Source organism: Paenibacillus thiaminolyticus (assembly GCF_003591545.1).
GTDB classification, from domain to species: domain Bacteria; phylum Bacillota; class Bacilli; order Paenibacillales; family Paenibacillaceae; genus Paenibacillus_B; species Paenibacillus_B thiaminolyticus_A.
This window is the reverse complement of record NZ_QYZD01000001.1, coordinates 191,594-211,606: the sequence shown is the minus strand read 5'-3', so window position 1 is coordinate 211,606 and position 20,013 is coordinate 191,594. Positions and strand designations below refer to the sequence as shown.

Below are 20,013 nucleotides of genomic sequence, written 5' to 3'. Positions count from 1 at the left end.
AGGTTCCCTCCTTCAAGACCGGTATTATCGCTGCTTGAACTGATCCAGCCACGCATGGATGGCTTCCAGGTTCGTCCGGACATTCGTCGCAAATTCCGAATGGATCATGGCTTCAAGGCCAGCGAGATCCGTACGGTCAACGGTATTCAGGGCGTACGTCTCACTCATTCCTCTGGCCCGTTCATCGACCGCAATAATGATGGAGCGTTTCTTGTGGCGCATCGCATAAATTCCGGCATGCAGACGCGTGCCTACAAAATCGACATCCGTGCTGAGCACAGCCTCATATTCTTCCAGCGAAGGAGGAATGACGTGAATGGTTTCGGTATTCGATAACGTATGAAAGTACGCATAATCATCGGCTCCCTGAACCCAGAAGTATACTTTCTTATAACTCCTAATCAGAAGATCAATCAGGAGCTGATCTTGACGGGGCGCTCTTGCGTAGTCTGTCAACGTAAACACGACGGCATCCGATTTCCCCCGGGGAATATCCTGGCAATGCTCGGGCGTTAACGACCACATCGTCGGACATCCCGTATTTAACGCCTTGAGCCCCAAATCCGTGACGAATCTCCAGGTCCGTTCATCCCGAACGCTATGCACATAGTCATGGGACAATACCTTGCGGTACAGCATTTTCGTGTACCGTTTTATTTTTTCGCCTTTGCCTGCCCCCACTCCCAGGAGAATGCTGCCTTGTAACGGACGATAATTAAACACATTAATATTCCATTGCGGGAAATGGGTGAACATATCCATGGTCAACAGATTGGTTCCGCCGACAAATTTGTATTTGGCTCTTGTATAGAACTGAACACGCAGTGAATCTCGCATCACCTGGAACCAGCCGAAGGGGGAAAGATGTGTAGGCACGGTAAACACATTTGCCTGGCGCGTAATATCAGACAACTGGCGCCTCACGCATTTCATGATGATTTCATCCCCTTTGTTCAAGGAACCGACTGAGGTGTCGAGCAGCAGGATGTTATCCATATCCACGCCTCCTATCCATATCCAACAATGCGTATAGTTTATTGAGTTCGCCCGCATTGCCATAATGAGTCCTGCTGCACACATCCGCGAGCCGGCATCTTAGCTGCCGATCTCGATATAAATGCTCGATCCCTTCCGCTAAGCCCTCGACCGATAAGTCCGTAATATATCCGTCCTTGCCGTCGGCAACCTGACTCTGTGCCGTAGGATAGCGGGTAATCAGAACAGGCTTGCCCAAAATCTGGGCTTCAGTTACGGTCACAGCTTTTCCCTCGTAACGGGAAGGCTGTACATAGAGATCGCCTTGCTTGATGAAAGGATAGGGATTGTACTGCTTGCCAAGCAAAATGAAATCATCCTGCAGCCGATTTTTCGCAATGAGACCGCGAATCATCTCCTCGTCCCCGCCATAACCCACAACGTACCAGGCAATGTCCTCAAGCCCCTTCTCTTTCAGCTTCTTCAAGGCCATGACAGCTTGGTCGATTCCCTTGGCGTTCGACAAACGGGCGACGGTGACCAATTTGAAGCGCGGATCCGCTGCCATCGGTGACTCGACAGACTCCTCGGACATCATCTTAATGTAGTCCGGAGAGATAATGTTCTCGATCACAGTTACCTTGTCCCTCAGGGATTCGTACTTCGCCAAGAAGGCTTCCCTGCATGAAGGAGATACGGCAATGATATGATCGAACTTGCTCCACAGCTTCAAATCAGAGCGCACATTCGTCGCTACGGTCGAATAATCCGTATGAATCCAGGCTATTTTTGTGCGGGCATCGACTTTCTCGGCAACGTAGTAATGGGGCCATAAGAAGCTCACAGCCACATCGTACAGCTGTTTGTTCCGGGGCAGGAAGGGAAGGGTATATCTCCACATCAACTGCATCTGATAATATCCCGTTTCTGTAACCCCTCTCGCTTTCCCAGCCATGCCGGCATGCACTTTTGCGGCGAGCCTTCCGATCCCGATCAGCAGCTGCCGGCTCCTCATAATGTCGCCGATGGACTTGCGGAAGGTAGCATAGGCTCGTTGCTCCTCCAGCAACTGGACTTGTTCGGGGAGCAAAGGCATAAAATCGCCTTGATGGCGATACAGCATCAGCTCCGCCTGATAGCGTTCATAGTCAAAATGCTCCAGCAAGCTGGCCAGGCTTCTCTCGACTCCTCCAACCTCCATATCGAAGGATGCGAACAGTACTCTTTTCATTTCTGTACACCTACGCTTTTTCTCCATGCCCATAAGAAGGGCCTTAAAGGAATATAGATAAAACGAATCATCCTCGGTAATCGAATGACCTTGACATCCTCGGGATAAGGCAGCATGAAGCTTAGAATGAACAAGCATTTATGCCGTAGCGGCATTAACGCAAACAGATGACGCTTATGGTAGGCTCCGACTTCTTCAGGTACCGGCTCCTTATGGAGATGAATCATCTGCGACAGATAGAACATGGCGTCCTGGGCCAGCCGCACCGATCTCCGCCTGCTTCCAAGCCGCCGCAGCTCCGGCGCTAACGGCGCTTGAAGCAGCGACGATGCCAGGACGACAGATTGTCCCCCGGCACGCATACATCGGCGCCGCCTCAATCTTTTGATGATCTGGCCGTGATCCGGCTGTTGATTAAGAAGCTGCTTGATATCGAGCAGCCAGCGCAGTCGCGACCAGCCGTGGCGGGCGCCGTGGGTCACCAGAAAGACGAACAAATCCTCTCTGCCCAAATAATAGATCGGGCTGCCGAACAGCGTGCTTCTTCGCTTCCTGAGCCACAACTCGTTAAATTTCGGCTCCTTGGACGGGAACGGGTTGAGCCGCCAATGAAGCTCAACCTTGATGCCCTTGACCGGGTGAAAAAAGGTCAGATGGTGATGCCGCCATTTCCAGTCCCCCAGTACGGACTCAATGTAGTCATCTTTCTCGTACCCTAACTTGATAAGTATCGTTTCCGCCCTAAATAATTCGGGTAAAGGAACGAGGAGATCCAGATCCGAGGAAGTGCGAAGCGAGACACTTCCATATAAATCCTGGCCAAGCACAGGTCCCTTTAAAAATAAACAACGCAGGCCTCTTCCGGTCAGTTCCTTGCCGATGTGTTCGATCTCGCCGCCCAGATGAAGCATTCGCAGCGTATTGGTGCAATAGTGGCGGTACAGACGTTGAATGACCGCCGGGGGCACCATATCATCGCCCATATCCTTCATCTGCATATACAGCACGGAATAGACTCGGTGATGCATCGCAAGCTGAATAAATGCATCCCACTCGCAATCCTGAAAAAGTCCGGCTTTGTCCTTGGGCAAAGCCTCGGGACGATCACTTGAAATAATCTCCAGAATCAACTTCATTTCGTTCGTCAGCATGTCTGTGTCCAATCTAAGGGATTTCTCCATGAACTTACTCCTTCTGTCAGATATCGCTCGCTTTAACGAACAAAATAATCTATAATTGTTCTTATTAAAGAACAAACCCCCAATGCCATTCTCCCCTGATTCACCCTAACTAGAGGAGGGACCAAGTTCATGCTCGATATTATTGTTTTTGGTGCCGGCGGGCATGCCAAAGCCGTCATTGACGTGATTGAGAAGACTGGGAAATACCGAATCCTTGGTATCCTTGACAGCCATAAACCGCGCGGTACCGAGTGCTATGGATACGAAATTGTTGGAGGTCTGGATTACTTGTCCGCGCATCAGCAACAAATTCAGGGAGGAATCGTAGCCATTGGAGACAACTGGACCCGCTATCGCATTACGCAAAGCATAAGACAGGTCATGCCTGACTTTCGCTTCATTCAGGCCGTACACCCGCAGGCTTCTATCGCGAGAGGAGCCCGAATCGGCGAAGGTTCCGTTATCATGGCCGGCGCCGTACTCGGCAGCGATGCCATCGTCGGAGACCATTGCGTGATGTACACCCGATCCTCGCTCGATCATGACTCGCGGCTCGGACATTATGCGACGCTCGCCCCCAATGCCGCGACCGGAGGACAAGTCCGGATTGGCGACTATAGCATGATCTCTATCGGCGCGAGCGTGATCCACGCCGTAATCATTGGCGATCATTGCGTAATCGGTGCCGGTTCCACCGTTCTTCATGATATTCCCGGTTGCTCCATCGCTTACGGCATACCCGCCACAATCGCGAGAACCCGACAGCCCGGGGAACGTTATCTGTAGGCAGGAGCATTTGCGGACCGAAGGGACAAGAACTCTTGGATGGAATCAATGACTCTTTGCTGGTCCGCCTCGCTCATTCCCGAACCGGAAGGCAGACAAATCCCGGTCTCGAACAGCTGCTCTGACACCGTCTTCCCTTCGCCATGAGCATAGAACAGGCAATCATGGAACAACGGCTGCAGATGCAGCGGCTTCCATACCGGGCGACTCTCGATGTTGACAGCTTCAAGGGCATGGATCAACTCGGCAGGAGCCACGCCGGTTACCCGGGCATCCATAGTTAAGGCGGTTAACCATCGGTTCGATCGGGTGTTTTCCAGCTCAGGCATGAATTGAATTCCGTCTATTCCCCCTAGCGCCTTACGGTACTTTTCAAAAATGCTCCGCCTCGCCTCAACCCGTTCATTCAGCACCTGAAGCTGCGCACGCCCTATTCCCGCTAACACATTGCTCATTCGGTAGTTGAAGCCCATCGCTTGATGCTGGTAATGCAACGCCGGTTCCCTTGCCTGCGTGGCAAGAAAGCGCGCCCGGCGCAATTCATCCCGATGATTGGATATAAGCATTCCGCCGCCTGAGGTGGTAATGATTTTATTTCCGTTGAATGAATAAATGCCAAAGCGCCCCATAGACCCGCTGGCTTTGCCGTAATAGAGAGAACCGAGCGATTCTGCCGCATCCTCAATAACCGGAACCTCATAACGTTCGCACGCCTCCATAATTTCGTTCATCTTGGCACTCTGGCCATATAAATGAACGACGATGACCGCTTTGGGGAGGTTTCCGGCCCGTGCAGCTTCCTTCAGCGCTCTCTCCAGGGCCGAAGGAGACATGTTCCAGGTATCCGGCTCCGAATCAATAAACACCGGCTTCGCGCCTGTATATGATATTGGATTCGCACTGGCTACAAACGTCAGACTGGAGCAAAATACAAGGTCGCCCTTCCCTGCGCCAAGCAAGGTCAAAGCCAAATGAATCGCTGCGGTGCCCGAACTGACAGCAGCCGCGCCCTTCACTTGGGCATAAGCCGCGATTTCCGCCTCGAACGCATCGACATGGGGCCCGAGCGGAGCAATCCAATTCGTAGTGAAGGCTTCGTTAATAAAGTCTTGTTCCCTTCCACTCGTATGTGGGGGCGATAGCCATATTCTCCGGTTCGCTGTCATCTGCCAACTCCTCTACCTTTCCTGTTCATAGTTCACGGTACCCTTAAATACCGGCATCGTAACATGGTTGCCGTGCTGAATGTTTCCGGGCTTCAACACGTGGAGAAACGTCATCCACAAAATTTTCAAATCCAGCCAGAAACCTTGGTGTTCAACATACCAGACATCGTACTTGAACTTCTCCTCCCAAGAGATCGCATTGCGTCCGTTCACTTGGGCCCAGCCCGTGATGCCCGGCTTCACGCAATGTCTCTTGGCCTGCTCTTCGGTATACAGCGGCAGATATTCCATAAGAAGGGGCCTTGGCCCCACCAGGCTAATATCCCCTTTGGCTACATTCCATATCTGGGGAAGCTCGTCAAGACTATATTTCCGGAGGAACTGGCCGAACGGAACCAGCCTTTCATGATCCGGAAGCGGCTGGCCCGAGCTGTCTGTCTTGTCCGTCATCGTTCTGAATTTCATCAAATAAAACGGAACCCCATGTTTCCCCGGTCGAATCTGGCGGAACATAACGGGCGAACCGATTCGCATTCGTACCAAGAACGCAATGACGGCCAGCAGCGGCAGCAATAACATCAACAGCACAATCGCAATAACAAAATCAAATATGCGTTTCATGACTGCGTACCTTTTTGCGATAATATCCTTCTAAGCCTTGCAATGTTCTCCGCACCGATGAAGCGGCTTGCTTTGCGCTTGATGTAACTCTTCACGCGGACATGGGCAGGTAGCCACGATTGGGCAAAATGATGGATCGTGTAACTATCGTCGTTGATGTAATTGCCTCCATTGATATAGTCGTAAGGACTGAAGAACGATCTGGGATAAAAAACGATCCCGCTCGGAAGCGTCTGGTGCTGTCCGTTAAGCTTCAATCCATGCTTCTGGCTGATCCGGCTCATTATGGCCGTATTGGTCGTCAGATCGAACACATCCCCGCCCTGAAGCAGAAACGGCCTGTCGGCATAGTATTGAAGCAGCTCTCCGATCCAGGGATGGTGCTTAACGGCCCCCATCGTTCCTGATTGTAAATATTGATTGTCCTCAAATCCCGAGAAGGCTTCATGCACCAGGAAGCGATGCAGCGGCTTGATCACTTCCACATCCGTATCCATGTACACCCCGCCTTCATGATACAAGGCATGGAGTCTGACATAATCGCTAACGAACGCAAATTTGCGCGCCTCATAGGCTTCCCTTGCATAAAGATTGGCTTTGACGTCAAAATTATCTTCATTCCATTCGACCAGTTGGTAATCCGGGAGATGCTTCTGCCAGCTTTGAATACACTTTTTGATCAGCTTCGGTTTTTCACCGCGCCCGAACCAGCAGTAATGCACAACCCGGGGAATTTTCTCCGCTCCCTCCAAGCCCTTTCACCCCTTAATGGAACCAGATTAAGAAATCACTGCGATATTTAATGCCGAGAACAATCATATTTTCATAAGTAAAGTAGATGCCGTAAATAACCAGAATGCACAAGTATATAAGCTTCTGGTCCTTCTTGCGGAAAGCCATGACGATCCATGATGTCAGAAGAATCTGATATAAGTTAAAATAAATAGAAATTCTGGCAAAAATCCAGTTTTGCGTAGAAATCAGCATAAAAAATGACCCGATCAACGACAAATTGACGATAATATCGATGTCAGCAAACAACATTCGCAGCTTATCCCTTCCCCAATAGGCAGCCAGCAGCGGCATCATATAGAAGCCGACCCGAATGATGTTAGCCCCCCCTTCCTTAAACTCCTTATATTCCCCATACTGCGTCTCGCTGAGTGCCGAGAACAGCAAATCGGAAAATTGGTTGAACAGACCGACGATGAGAACACCGACAGCCAGCAAGCCAAAAGTCATGCCGGTCCAAGCTTCCCTGCGGACGATAAAATATAAAGGAATAAGGATAAGCGCACTCATATGGAAAACGGAGGCCAGCGCCACCACAACCATGTATTTCTTCCAACTGCCGTTCAACAAGTAGGCTGTCGCGGCAAAGAGCAAAGCCGCCGCCATGTATTGCCGGATGCCGTTCATGGAGACAATGAATGCCCCAGACGTGATGTATACATACATCGCCAGTTCAAACAATCTCGCATAGCGGTGCATCACCAGAACAATCAGTACATTCGTAATCAGCGCCGTCACAAAAATGAGGATTTGCGGATCTTCTGAAATTTGCTTCAGAAGCATTTGGAACAGATTGAAGCCAACATCCTTCTCTGTTGCGATCGTCGCCCATGTGAAATTTTTGAGCGCATAAGCATGCATGTAGAAAAACGTATCCCCGATATTCTTCCTCAGCCCCGCTACCATGACGATGACGAAGCATACCGCAGCAACGAGCAGCCGGTTCGGCCGGATAGGTATTGGGCTATGGGGAAGGGATACCGCAAAATATCTGGCTGTATATGAAAAAATGAAAACCATCAGAAGCGTAAGCCATATGATCGTCATCGCAGGGTTCCTCTCACATCCAATCACACGCTACGTCTTTGCTACGATAAATACATAAAGCGCAACTCCGGGCAGCAGCGCCAGCAAGGTAAGCAGCTTTGCGGGCGACTCCAGGAGCATTGCCGGACTGCGGGCCAGGCAGCAGCTTGAGACATGATGCACCGCTTGTCTAAATTTAAAGGAAAGTCCCGCGAAAGGGAGCTTCATAAGCTGAACGCGATAGAAGGCGAATCCCCTCGGGTTATTGCGATAATGGCGCAGCATATTCCGGGAAGCCCCATCCGGCATGTACTCTACATAGCACAGGACTTCATTCATCAGCAGCAGCTCATAATTGCGGTCAATCATGTAATACTTGTAGGCCAATCCAACGTACTTTTCTCCTTCAAACAGGGGATAGCGGTACATTTTCGTAAGCTTCGTGCGGTACACCAGCTTTTTATCGCCCGTAACGCCGTGCTGGTAGTACAGATCGAACAGCGTGGACCTTGCCTTGTCTTCCGGAAGCCGCGTCCCAATCACGGTTCCGTCCAGTGCGCAATCCAGGCCAACGATGCCGGCTACCTGATCACTGCCGTATCTGCGCCAGAAATCTATAATTTTCTCCACCGCGCCGTCAGGCATATAATCATCGGAGTCGATACACACATTCAGCTCGGTCTCAATGTGGTCATAAGCCGTGTTATGCGCTCCATGCATGCCTTGATTCTCCTGACGGACATAACGTATGGGAATCCGGTTGTCCGCAATCCAGGCCCGGACCAGTTCCGGTGTCTCATCGGTAGATCCGTCATCAATCACAAGCCACTCAAAATCGCCGCTGTTCTGTCTGACGAGGCTGTCATACAAACGCGTCAAGCAGTACGCACGGTTATAAACAGGGGTAAATACCGTTAATGTTCGCATCCTACCTCACCATCGATAAATAATAATTCTCGAGCCAGCGTGCGGTGTCGCGGATATCATACCCTTGCATCCGCAGGGCATCCGCTGGAATCTCCCTGCCGGCGCCGTTGCGGGCAGCTTCAAGCACCCGTTCCACCCACGCTTGTTGATGCTTTAAGGACAGGGACTGAATTAGCCCCAGCCCCAGATCAACTTCCCGCGTGACGTTATCCGAAATAATACAGGGAAGTCCCGCCCCTTGAGCCTCGACCAACGTCAACGGCAGGCCCTCATGGCGCGAGGGAAAAACAAACAGATCCAATGCCTGAAGCAATCTGTCGATATCGCTTCGCACGCCCAGAAAACGCACGCTATTCTCCAGCTTCAAACGTTCCGTCTGGTGCCGCAATTCATCGCGCAGCGGACCATCACCCGCCAGAAGAAGTACGGAGTCGTTCAGCATGGGCCTCGCCTTGGCATACACATCAATCAGATACGCATGGTTCTTCTGATGCTGGAGACGCCCGACATGCCCCAGAACAAAGGCGCTCTCGCCAATCCCCAACTCCTTTCTCACGGCATCCCTTACTTCGGAACGGAACAAAAAACGCTCTTGTTCTATTCCGTTCTTCACGATGCCTGCCGTGTCTGAACTTTGCTTGAAGAGCCAACAGGCAGCGGCTTGCGAACAGGCCAAGAGATGAGTTGCCGAGGAAGATATGCTTTGGCCCGCGTACCATTTAAATGCCTTGGCGGCCAAGCCCCCTTCGCTCCTCGTATTATGGCTATGCGCAATGCGGCAGGGAATGCCTGCCTGACGCGCTGCCTTCAGAACCCAACCGCTCATCCTGTCCATATGAGCGTGAATGAGTCTATAGCCGGCATGATCCTTGAAGAAGCTGCTCAATGCCTGCCAAAACCCTATGATGCCAACGCCTGAAATATACGGAATCCGGTATATCTTCCCGCCCATCCGTTCAATTTGATGGTCGTATACCCCCGGCTTGCAGGTGAGGAAATCGAACTGAACCTTGCTTCGGTCTAGGTTCCGGTACAAATTCATGATCAGGGTCTCGGCCCCGCCCCGGTTCATATTGACGACCGCATGGAGCACTCTTACAGGTCCTGACACGCTCTTTCCTCCCCTTCCGTCAAGTTGTGCATATGGGACTCATAGATCAGCCCCAGCTCATAGAGGACCGCCTTCTGCTCATAATTCCGGAACATCTGAAGACTTTCCCTGCCCATGCTCTTCCGCAGGTCAGGGGAAGCTGCAAGGGTTGCGATTCGTTCCGCAAATTGATCAGCAGCCTGAGGGGGAACAAGATAACCGTTCCTTCCGCCGCTTACTAGCTCCAGATGCCCTCGGTTCCGGGTGGCGATGATCGGAAGCCCGCAGGCCATCGCCTCCATCATCTGAACCGGCAGCCCTTCCCTCAAGCTGCCGGAGACAGCAATGTCGCTCATATGCAGCAGATCGGGAATATCGTTGCGATACCCGAGAAAGTGAACATACCGATCTACGCCCAATTTCACGGATACACTTTTGCAGGCTTCAAGCAACGCGCCCTCTCCCGCCAAGAGCAGTCTTACTTGCGGGGCCTGCTCACGTATTCGGGCCAAGGCATGGATAAGCAGCTGATGATTCTTGTTGCGGTTGAACTCGGCCGCGTAAAATAACAAAATATCATTCCGATCGAAGGACATCCGCTTCCTCAGGCTTGCCTTGTATTCCGGAAGTGCCGGATAGAAACGTTCACCGCTCACGCCAACCCCATGCACATGCTCAATGCGCTTCGCCTTAAAGCGTCGGCGAACGGCTAACCGGTAGTCCTCTTGATTGATCGTAATGAGACAATCGGTCGAACGGGCCAGCAGCTTTTCCACCGGGTAATAAAGCATCCAATTGATTAGCGGCGCGCCTCTGCAGAAATGAAACCCGTGCGCCGTATAAATGACCTGCGTCCCCTGTCTCCGGGCACGTCTTGAGGCCAGACGCGCCAGAACACCGCCCACCGGGGTATGGCAATGCACAATCTGATAACCATGATGCTCGATCAGCCGCTTTACCTGCCGGTAGGCTTCATGATTCCGCCAGCGAAAGGGAGAACGTTCAAAGGGGATATTGAACTTCCGGTCTGCATACGGAAGCTCCAGTTCGCCTTTCGCCGCGATATGAATCTCCCATCCCCTTTGTTTGAACCAATAAAGCACGGGCATATGGAACGAGCTTATATGATAATCGACCGTGGCACAGAACAGTATTTTATTCGACATTCACGGTCTCCCTCGCCAGAACATGGGACATATAGTTCAGCAGATCACCGCGGAGATCGTCGCGTTTTAAGGCAAACTCAATCGTTGTCTGAATAAATCCCATTTTCTCGCCCACGTCATAGCGGGTTCCGGCAAATTGGTAAGCATACACCGCTTCCGCCTGATTCAGGGTGTCTAATGCGTCCGTCAACTGAATCTCGCCGCCGGCGCCGGGGGCCTGCCGGGCCAAAATACGGAAAATCTCCGGGGTCAGTATGTATCTTCCCATAATGGCCAGATTGGACAGCGTCGTGCCTTGCTGCGGCTTTTCCACCAGATGCTTCACTTGATACAGCGCTTCCTCCACTTTGATGCCATCCACGATTCCATAGCGTGACACCTCTTCATCTCTTACGCGCTGGACCCCGATAATCGATGAATGATACCTGTCGTACTTTTCCATCATCTGTTGGAGGCAAGGCTTCTCCGAGGTAATGATATCGTCACCAAGCAGGACGGCGAACGGCTCATTACCTATGAACTTGCGCGCGCACCATATCGCATGCCCAAGTCCTTTCGGTTCTTTCTGCCGGATGTAGTGAATGTCCACCATCTGAGCCGGCTTCTGTACTTCGCTCAATAAATCCAGCTTTTGTTTTTGGAACAGCACCTGCTCCAGCTCCAGGAAATTATCAAAGTGATCTTCAATGGCGCGCTTCCCTTTGCCCGTCACGATAATAATGTCCTCGATTCCGGATTCCACGGCCTCCTCTACGATATATTGAATCGTTGGTTTATCCACGACGGGAAGCATTTCTTTAGGCATTGCCTTCGTAGCCGGCAGAAAACGCGTACCAAGTCCGGCCGCCGGTATGATAGCTTTTTTCACCTTGCTCATTACCATGCTCACCTCCCGGTCTAACTCGTCTTTACTAGCTCCCTCGGCTTCACTTTTTTGTTGGCCAGATCAAGGAGAATTTGTTTCAATTCATCAGCAGGCAGCTTGTCGTATACTTGCAACAGATACTCGATTTCCTTGAAGTTGACCTGCGAAGACTTCCCGATATAAATTTTGGGATATGCCCGCTGCTCATGTACTTCGTCTTCTTTCAAAAGCTCCTCATACAGCTTCTCGCCCGGGCGGATTCCCGTAAATTCGATTCCGATTTCCTCAACGGAATACCCCGACAGGCGAATCACATTTTTGGCCAAATCTACGATTTTCACCGGATCGCCCATGTCCAGCACGAAAATCTCGCCTCCCCGGGCCAAAGCCCCGGCCTGAAGAACGAGACGCGAGGCTTCCGGAATCGTCATAAAATAACGCACCATATCCGGATGGGTGACCGTGACCGGTCCCCCGCGTTCGACTTGCTTTTTGAACAGCGGAATGACGCTCCCCCGGCTTCCCAGGACATTTCCGAAGCGCACAGCTACAAATGTGGTGGGGCTTATCTCATCCATGTATTGAATGATCATTTCCGCGATCCGCTTCGTTGCGCCCATGACGTTTGTCGGATTGACGGCTTTGTCGGTAGAGATCATAACAAACGTCGAAACGCCTGCCTGACTGGAGGCCTTGGCCGCATTCAAAGTGCCGATTACATTGTTTTTCACCGCTTCCTCCGGGTGCCGCTGCATCATCGGAACATGTTTATGGGCTGCGGCATGGTAGACAACATCCGGTCTGTGCTTGTTCAATATGCGGAGAATTTTGCTCTCGTCCTGCAGATCCGCAATCTCGGTATAGAATTCAATGCTTTTATCCTTGAAAAGGTTTGTGAGTTCCATCTCAATGGAATAAATGCTGTTCTCTCCGTGCCCAAGAAGGATCAGCTTGCGAGGATTGAAGTTCGATATTTGCCTGCATATTTCCGAGCCGACAGAGCCGCCGGCTCCCGTCACCAGAATCACTTTGCCTGTTGCATAATCGCTGATGCTTTCCAGATCAAGCTGCACAGGTTCCCTTCCCAACAGATCTTCCACCTGCACATCCCTGAACTGGCTGACGGATACCTTGCCGCTGGCGATATCCTCAATCATGGGAATAATTTGGGTTTTGGCCTTGGTTTTGGCACACTCATCGAAAATCGCCTTCAGCCCGGGTTTGTTAAGAGAGGGGATGGCGATGACAATAAGTTCAATCTGATAATCCCTGGCAATCTGTTCAATGGCACGCGTGCCGCCGACGACGGGAACCCCCAACACATCCAAGCCATGTTTGTGCCGATTATCGTCTACAAAAGCCACCGGCCTCATATCCTGATCCGGGGAATGAAGCAATTGCCTTACCACCATGGTTCCCGCCGAGCCGGCGCCCACGATCAAGGTACGTTTGTATAAGCTTCGCTGCTCCTGCTTGCGGGTAACATTGCACATTAAGCGCCAGCAAAACCGCGAACCCCCAATCAGGATCATCATGATCATCCAGGTTACAGCCATTAACCGCACATGAAATTCCTGAACAGCCATGTATTGAACCGCTACACCCGTTAGAATAGACAGCGTTACCGCTTTGACGATGCCGATCAGCTCATCTATGCTGGCGTATTCCCACGCCTTCTTGTACAAGTCGTACACAAAAGCAAATAGATGATATCCTAGCAGCAGCGCGACGGAAGAAGTTACGATCAACGGGTCCGCGAATACCATGACGTTCGCGGACACGAGGAAATAGCTGATATAAATCGATAACAGGACGATAAGCGAATCCAGCATGGCGAGCAGCGAAAGTCTTTGCTTGTAAGTCAATACGCTCACTCCCCCTTCCCCATTGTTCTTGTGCGGTTCTTGTGCGGTTCTTGACTCCAGCTCGCCAATTTGTTCGCAATAACGAACAAAACGATTTGCAGAACCCGCTGTTACCATGTATCTGATCACTTTTTATTGAAAAAAGTGCCCGCAATTCGGACATGTACAAACTCCAGCAGCCTCTTGGCCTCAAGAGCATCCTCGGCGGACGTCCTACCGTTCTCAATCACGAGCAGGGTCGCCCTGCATCCGCTGGCCAGCACACTGGCCTCACTGGCCGACAGCACGGACGGGCAATCCACCAGAACAATATCAAAATCCTGTGTCAGCTCAAGCTGGTCCATGAACGATGAATCGCATAAATCCAGCAGCTCCGTAACCGCTGAGCCGCTGGATATCACACACAGGTTCTCGATCGGAGTCTCTTGGATTACTTCCTTAATAACCGCTCGATGTCCCACAGCCTCTGCCAGCCCCGGGCCAGCCTTCACATTCAGAATCCGGTGAATGGCCGGACGCCGAACATTGGCATCAATCAGCAACACCCGATCGCCGCGCTGGGCGAAAGCAATGGAGAGATTGACGGCCACCGTCGTTGTCCCGTTTCCCGGCCGGGGCGAGGTAACCGCCAACGAAGCAAACGGAGCGTCCGTAACAGCAAATCGAATATTGTTGCGCAGAACTCGGTATTGGTCCGCTTGGACTGAAGAGGCATGATGATAAGTTATCGTGCTGTAATCCACCAATATAGGGTTGGAACGATTCCGCTCATGTGCCAAGGGACTCACCTCGTCCCCCTTGACCCATGTTCTCGCTCTTCATCGTGCGAAGGATCTCCCTCTTGCGCATACAGTCCATTTGCCCCAGTACCGGCAATTCCAGCAGTCTCTCCAATTCGCGCGGCGAACGTATGGAGCCGTCCAGCGAATCCATCACAAAGATAAGGCCCACGCCTGCAATGGCCCCTGCAAGCAGGGCAACATACAGCCCTGCATAGCTCGGCTTATTCACGGGAACGGGGTTGGGATCCTTCTTGGCGCCGCTTAGCAGGATCACGCCATGAAACTTTAAATTTTCGGCTGCTACCTGTTTAAAAGCCTCGACAACAGCATTTGAGATGTGAGCAGCCAGCCCGGGATGTTCATGGTAAGCCGTTACTAACGTAACGAATGAGTTATCGACGCTGGTTACGGAGATCTGTTTTCGCAAGCTTTCGGGCGACTGCTTCAACCCCAATTCCTTGATCACGCGCTCCATCACGACCGGTTCACGGATCATGACCAGCATAGTCCCTCTCATGTTTATTTCACTGGAAGACAGGATAATACGTGCTGAAGATGCATACACGGCCGGCTTTGGCCTCGAAACATAAAGAGCTCCCAACACGCCACAAATGATGATGGATACGAGAATGATCCACCAACGCCGTTGAAGGACACCGTATGTTTCCTTCAAGTTAATTTCTCTGACCGCCATCTTGCCGCCGGATGTGAATGAGTCATCGTTCATTACGAAGTTCACCTGCCTAATCACGGATTTAACTTTATTAAGAACGATATTACCTAGTTTAGTTCTTAATAGAGAACATGTCAATAATAAACAATTCCTTGAATGTGACAATTCCGTGATTGTCACAGAATCCGATCCTTAGGCGGTTGAAGCACAGCGTGCAGCCTTATTCAACCTGATTGTTCTGGGACTTATCGTTCGGTTTTAAAGCCAGTTTCGCGGTATGAAGAGTATTGTTTTCCACCGTATACACAGGCGCTCCGATCCCTGCGTTGATTGTCGATATTCCCGCCGCCGGCGTGTTGCTCCGAATCGTATTCCCCCGAATCGCCGCGCTCCGCACAGGCGCTTTTAATTGGCGTTTACTATAATCATTGATCTTGATCAATTCAATATCGCTGTTATCGAGATAAAAGGCGTTGACCAGGTTATTTTCGAACACAAATTTTTTGACGGCCTGGACACGGATCGCCGGGGCAGTTCCCTGAACCTCGAAGGTTGAATTTTTAATGGACAAATCGAGCTCTGTATGGTTTGCTATCACATTATTCGTTGCCATAGAAGCGGAGACAAAGGTGCAGTTGTTAAACGCGTATTTCCCGGCCGTATTGATGAAGACCGCTCCGAACGTTCCGGTGTCGGCAGTCTCAAATCGGCAATCCGTATACGTTCCAGGGGGCAGGCTCAAGCCGTACGTGGAATTATATTCGAGCACCTGCAGATTATGAAACACACTGCCTCCCGGGGTGTTGCCTGTTAGCACCCGGAGGGTGGACTCCCCGATGATTTTTACGTTCCTGAACTCACTGGGCATGCCGTTAACGATCAACCCGGATTCCCTCTTCTTGTTATTGTAAATCGTAAGGTCGGACACCTTCACCCCGAATTTCTCCTTGCCATCCACCCGAAATACGGCGTCCGTCAGCGTCATGCCGTTCACCTGAATGTTCGGTCCCAGAAAACTGGCAATGGAATCATTCATCTTGTTCCCTGTAAATACGGCGTCATTCTCCGCTACAATCTTGGAACCGTCAAAATGATTGTTGACAATGACCGCGTCCGCAAAAGGAGCAGAGACGGCAAGACCGAACTTGTTGATGGAACCAAAGTAATTCTCCTCGACATGGGCCCCTTGCCCATCGTACAAAATAAGATCATAAGCTGCGTTGTTGTAGAAACGGTTTCGCTTGATCGTCACGTCCGAGTTCCAGTTTCCATTCTCGAAAAAGCCCCCCTCCACATCAATCCCTGATTGAGGAGCCGTTCCTTTCATGTCATGCAGAATATTATCCATAATGGTTACGTTGCGGGTTCCGCCCACCGTAATGCCCTGTCTTCGATTGAAGGCAAATTCGGAGTTTTTGACAACGGAATCCGACGTGGGAACCCGGTTCCACACCTGTACATAAGCGCCGGCCGCGGATGGTTGATGAAACACCACATGATAAAAGGCGGCTCCTTGGGGAATGACCATGTTCTCTCTCATCTTTGCCGAGCGCTTTTCCAAAAAGCCCCCGTTGGATTCATAGAAATAGATGTCAAAGTTTGGGGGTAATCCTTGGAAATTGGCCAGTTCAAAATAACCTTCCTTCTGCAATATCTCATGGGAGAGGGGTTGCATCGACTTGGTTCTAATTTTTTTCAAATCTCTGATCGGCTTGCCTTTGCTGTCGATGCCGCCCCTAACAAAGGATTGGGCGTTCATCACCCCGGTATTGGTTCCGTGAGCACTCAGCATAAGCCCGTCTCCCGTGAAGTTAACCGCCTTTACCCCATCGATCGTTACGCGTTCGGCCCCTTCCAGCAGGATGCCATACCCCCCTTCATGCGTCCCTTTACTATCCGGATGATCCTTTTTGGAGTAATCATGCATGTCTTTGTCGCCCTGATACGTGCCGCCAAGCAGCGTCACATCGTGAACACCGTACCCGATATACATCAGATCATATCTTTCTTTATCATTGGGCTCCTTCTGTAAAATAACATCAGGCGTAAGTTGAAAAGTCATGTTGCTGACCATGTTAATCCGGCTGTTTTTATCGATAGTGTACTTTCCTGGAGGCAGCGATACGGCCGTTATTCCCGCTTTACCCGCCCATGCCAGCGCATCGTTAATCCCCTGTGTCGTCTGAGTCGGTTGCGTCCCGTCATTGCGAATTCCCCATCTTGCCAGATCAATGCTCTGCACCGGCTGCACCGCACTCTTCTTAGCATCTTCCGCTTTGGCGGACACCGGCTGTTCATAGAGCACAGCAGAGCATAACAACAACAGCAGTGCTATCGTTCCGGGTTTGTACATAACATCCTCCTTCTACAGCATAGTCACCCCCAAGATTACCATATTTTCCTGCAAAGAAACAGTTTCATCCAGCCTGCATTCATTCAATAATTAACCGCTGAAATCCAGCCGCTGACCATGCTGAGGGTGATGGATATCAATTCATGGATGGGCACAGCGAATAAGCACAATGCTTGCGCTGATCTTCGTCGTGGCTATTAGGAGGGTGACAACAGAAACGTATTCCATTTACCATAAATAGCAATGAAATTCTATATTCCTCCGCGATGGAACTATCTATACTGGGGGTAGGCAATGTATGGAAATCAAGACACGAGGGAGGACATCAAATGACACAGCGACAGCTTGAATGGGAAGCCGATCTCGTCATCATCGGCGGCAGCATGGGAGGATGCGCCGCGGCGCTGGCCGCCTGCCGCTTGGGCAAGACGGTGCTGCTTACGGAAGAGACCGCCCGCATCGGCGGCCAGTTGACCAGCCAGCTCGTCCCGCCGGACGAGCATCCATGGATTGAGCAATTCGGATGCACGGATACATACCGCCAGTTCCGCCATGCGGTGAGACGGTACTACCGGGATCATTTGCCGCTGAATGCGAAGGCGCGCTCCGACGAACGGCTGAACCCCGGGAACGGCATTGTGAGCCGCCTCTGTCACGATCCGCGCGTCGCGCTGCATGTGCTGGAATCGATGCTGTTCCCGTATGTGCACAGCGGGCGTCTTGTCATCCGCACAGGCTGCCGCCCGATCGGCGCCGAGGTCGAGGGCGACCGCATTCGCGCCGTTACGGTACGTGATGCGCGGGGAGACGAATATGTTTGCACGGGGGCCTATTTTCTCGATGCGACCGAATGCGGCGATCTGCTTGCCCTGTCCGGGGCCGAATACGTTACCGGTGCGGAATCGCAGCGCGAGACCGGTGAGCCTCATGCCGTTCCCGGGCCGGCCGAGCCGCAAAATATGCAAGGCATTACGTACTGCTTCGCCGTCGAGTACGCCGAAGGAGAAGACCATACGATCGGGAAGCCGGAACGCTACGATTTCTGGCGCCAGTATCAGCCATCCTTCTGGCCCGATCGGCTGCTGAGCTGGACCGGCGTCCAACCGGCCACCTTGAAGCCGGTGCAATATTCGCTCTTTCACGAGCCCGGAGTCTTCCCGCTGTTCCACTACCGCCAGATCACCGATCCGGCCCTGTATGATCCGGCATCCGGGTCCGTTCCGAACCCCGTCACGCTCGTGAACTGGCCGGAGAACGACTACTGGCTCGGCTCCGTGATCGATGTCAGCGAGGCGGAACGCGAACGCCATCTGCAGGACGCAAAGCAGCTCAGCCTGTCGCTGCTGTACTGGCTGCAGACGGAAGCGCCGCGAAGCGACGGCGGCTCCGGTTATCCGGGCTTGCGGCTCCGATACGATATTGCGGGCACCGCAGACGGCATGGCAATGTATCCTTATATCCGGGAAGCGAGACGCATCCGGGCCGAGTTCACCGTCCTGGAGCAGCATGTCTCCACCGAATACCGCGCGGGCCAACCGGCCGAACCATTCGCGGACTCGGTCGGCATCGGCTGCTACCGCATCGATCTTCATCCTTCGACAGGCGGGAACAATTATATCGACATATCATCCTTGCCGTTCCAGATTCCGCTGGGCAGCCTCCTGCCCGTGCGGATGGACAATCTGCTGCCGGCATGCAAGAACATCGGCACCACCCATATCACCAACGGCTGCTACCGCTTGCACCCTGTGGAATGGAACATCGGCGAAGCGGCCGGCGCGCTGGCGGCATACGCCCTCGACCACGGGATCGCGCCGCGCTCAGTGCGAAGCGGCCCGGATCATCTGGCGGCGTACCAGCGCCAGCTGCAGCAGCTCGGGGTGGAGCTGCAGTGGCCGTCCATTTACCCCGTGTAAGCCGTCACAGTCTGTCCCCCCGCTTGCAATCGGGTCAGGCGGGGAGACTTTTCCGGCATATTGTTCATGCTGAATTCCATAACGATATAACAAAACTATCGTTGAAATCTTCGAGAGATTATGGCACAAGAAAGATCAAAGCCAAACTTCATGAACGCGGACTTACCATATCCAGACGTCGAATTGGACGCATCTTGAAAGAACAGGGCCTTGTTTCTACGTATAAAGTGGCTCAATACAAACCTTACAAATCGGCCTGTAACAAGTCACAGCAGCCAAATGAACTGAACCGTCAGTTCCAACAAGCTGAGGTGAAACGCATCGTTGTAAGCGATCTGACGTATGTCAAAGTCAAAAACAGATGGCACATGTTCAGCCCCCATCGGAAATTTTTAATGAATTTCCGTCTATAATTAGAGGGCAAGGTGGCTAGCCTAAACGTTGCCTTACCTGTATATGTCAACTGGTCGTCACCAGATTACGTTTGCACAGTAACTATCGGGGCAGATGAACAGATCGTTGCGGAGGAAATTCTTATATTTTTTTGTCCTTACTATAGTGGTCGGACTATCTTAGTCCAAAGTTGCGGCTTCGTCTT

The 20,013-nt window shown here is 51.8% G+C and carries 18 protein-coding genes; 3 read left to right on the top strand and 15 right to left on the bottom strand.

Features of this window, described 5'->3' with window-relative positions:
- Nucleotides 1–24: 24 nt before the first annotated feature.
- The 3 genes from DQX05_RS00990 to DQX05_RS00980 are packed head-to-tail and all read right to left on the bottom strand — an operon-like array spanning nt 25 to nt 3,387.
- Entirely contained in the window at nt 25–996 is a 972-nt protein-coding gene (locus DQX05_RS00990) for a polysaccharide pyruvyl transferase family protein (RefSeq protein WP_119790104.1), read from the bottom strand.
- On the bottom strand, nt 989–2,206 hold the full coding sequence (locus DQX05_RS00985; protein ID WP_119790102.1) for a glycosyltransferase: 1,218 nt from the start codon (nt 2,204–2,206) through the stop codon (nt 989–991). Before DQX05_RS00985 ends, DQX05_RS00990 begins: the two co-directional genes overlap by 8 nt.
- Nucleotides 2,203–3,387 (bottom strand): nucleotidyltransferase domain-containing protein, encoded by a 1,185-nt coding sequence (locus DQX05_RS00980; RefSeq protein WP_119790100.1) that lies wholly within the window; start codon nt 3,385–3,387, stop codon nt 2,203–2,205. The genes DQX05_RS00985 and DQX05_RS00980 overlap by 4 nt, the downstream gene beginning before the upstream one ends.
- Before the next feature lie 129 nt (nt 3,388–3,516).
- Between DQX05_RS00980 and DQX05_RS00975 the strand changes: the two genes are divergently transcribed.
- Complete coding sequence (locus tag DQX05_RS00975; protein WP_119790098.1) at nt 3,517–4,173, top strand: acetyltransferase; 657 nt, start codon at nt 3,517–3,519, stop codon at nt 4,171–4,173.
- On the opposite strand, the gene DQX05_RS00970 is transcribed toward DQX05_RS00975, so the two are convergent.
- The 12 genes from DQX05_RS00970 to DQX05_RS00915 form a co-directional block, all read right to left on the bottom strand.
- Nucleotides 4,164–5,339, bottom strand: coding sequence for an aminotransferase class I/II-fold pyridoxal phosphate-dependent enzyme (locus tag DQX05_RS00970; protein ID WP_119790097.1), 1,176 nt, complete (start codon nt 5,337–5,339; stop codon nt 4,164–4,166). The genes DQX05_RS00975 and DQX05_RS00970 overlap by 10 nt on opposite strands.
- 12 nt (nt 5,340–5,351) lie before the next feature.
- Nucleotides 5,352–5,960, bottom strand: a complete 609-nt coding sequence (locus DQX05_RS00965) for a sugar transferase (protein WP_119790095.1) — start codon at nt 5,958–5,960, stop codon at nt 5,352–5,354.
- Complete coding sequence (locus tag DQX05_RS00960; protein ID WP_119790093.1) at nt 5,957–6,712, bottom strand: glycosyltransferase family 32 protein; 756 nt, start codon at nt 6,710–6,712, stop codon at nt 5,957–5,959. The genes DQX05_RS00965 and DQX05_RS00960 overlap by 4 nt, the downstream gene beginning before the upstream one ends.
- Before the next feature lie 13 nt (nt 6,713–6,725).
- Nucleotides 6,726–7,799: an EpsG family protein gene (locus DQX05_RS00955; protein ID WP_119790091.1), complete on the bottom strand. Its 1,074-nt coding sequence runs from the start codon at nt 7,797–7,799 to the stop codon at nt 6,726–6,728.
- 30 nt (nt 7,800–7,829) lie between these two features.
- Complete coding sequence (locus DQX05_RS00950) at nt 7,830–8,705, bottom strand: glycosyltransferase family 2 protein (protein ID WP_119790089.1); 876 nt, start codon at nt 8,703–8,705, stop codon at nt 7,830–7,832.
- A 1-nt stretch (nt 8,706) separates the two neighbouring features.
- Nucleotides 8,707–9,816 carry a glycosyltransferase family 1 protein gene (locus DQX05_RS00945; protein WP_119790087.1) on the bottom strand — a complete coding sequence of 370 codons (1,110 nt, stop codon included), beginning with the start codon at nt 9,814–9,816 and terminating at the stop codon, nt 8,707–8,709.
- On the bottom strand, nt 9,801–10,961 hold the full coding sequence (locus tag DQX05_RS00940) for a glycosyltransferase family 4 protein (protein ID WP_119790086.1): 1,161 nt from the start codon (nt 10,959–10,961) through the stop codon (nt 9,801–9,803). The genes DQX05_RS00945 and DQX05_RS00940 overlap by 16 nt, the downstream gene beginning before the upstream one ends.
- Nucleotides 10,951–11,838: a UTP--glucose-1-phosphate uridylyltransferase GalU gene (galU, locus tag DQX05_RS00935; RefSeq protein WP_119790084.1), complete on the bottom strand. Its 888-nt coding sequence runs from the start codon at nt 11,836–11,838 to the stop codon at nt 10,951–10,953. The genes DQX05_RS00940 and galU overlap by 11 nt, the downstream gene beginning before the upstream one ends.
- A gap of 20 nt (nt 11,839–11,858) precedes the next feature.
- On the bottom strand, nt 11,859–13,691 hold the full coding sequence (locus tag DQX05_RS00930; RefSeq protein WP_119790082.1) for a polysaccharide biosynthesis protein: 1,833 nt from the start codon (nt 13,689–13,691) through the stop codon (nt 11,859–11,861).
- 125 nt (nt 13,692–13,816) lie between these two features.
- Entirely contained in the window at nt 13,817–14,479 is a 663-nt protein-coding gene (locus DQX05_RS00925; protein ID WP_119790080.1) for a CpsD/CapB family tyrosine-protein kinase, read from the bottom strand.
- Nucleotides 14,460–15,200, bottom strand: coding sequence for a YveK family protein (locus DQX05_RS00920; RefSeq protein WP_119790078.1), 741 nt, complete (start codon nt 15,198–15,200; stop codon nt 14,460–14,462). The genes DQX05_RS00925 and DQX05_RS00920 overlap by 20 nt, the downstream gene beginning before the upstream one ends.
- Before the next feature lie 166 nt (nt 15,201–15,366).
- Entirely contained in the window at nt 15,367–17,499 is a 2,133-nt protein-coding gene (locus DQX05_RS00915) for a right-handed parallel beta-helix repeat-containing protein (protein WP_119790077.1), read from the bottom strand.
- A 329-nt stretch (nt 17,500–17,828) separates the two neighbouring features.
- On the opposite strand from DQX05_RS00915, the gene DQX05_RS00910 reads away from it, so the two are divergent.
- Both DQX05_RS00910 and DQX05_RS32975 read left to right on the top strand, forming a co-directional pair.
- Nucleotides 17,829–19,415, top strand: coding sequence for an FAD-dependent oxidoreductase (locus tag DQX05_RS00910; protein ID WP_119790075.1), 1,587 nt, complete (start codon nt 17,829–17,831; stop codon nt 19,413–19,415).
- Nucleotides 19,391–19,828, top strand: coding sequence for an IS3 family transposase (locus tag DQX05_RS32975; protein ID WP_119790073.1), 438 nt, complete (start codon nt 19,391–19,393; stop codon nt 19,826–19,828). The genes DQX05_RS00910 and DQX05_RS32975 overlap by 25 nt, the downstream gene beginning before the upstream one ends.
- Nucleotides 19,829–20,013: the final 185 nt, after the last annotated feature.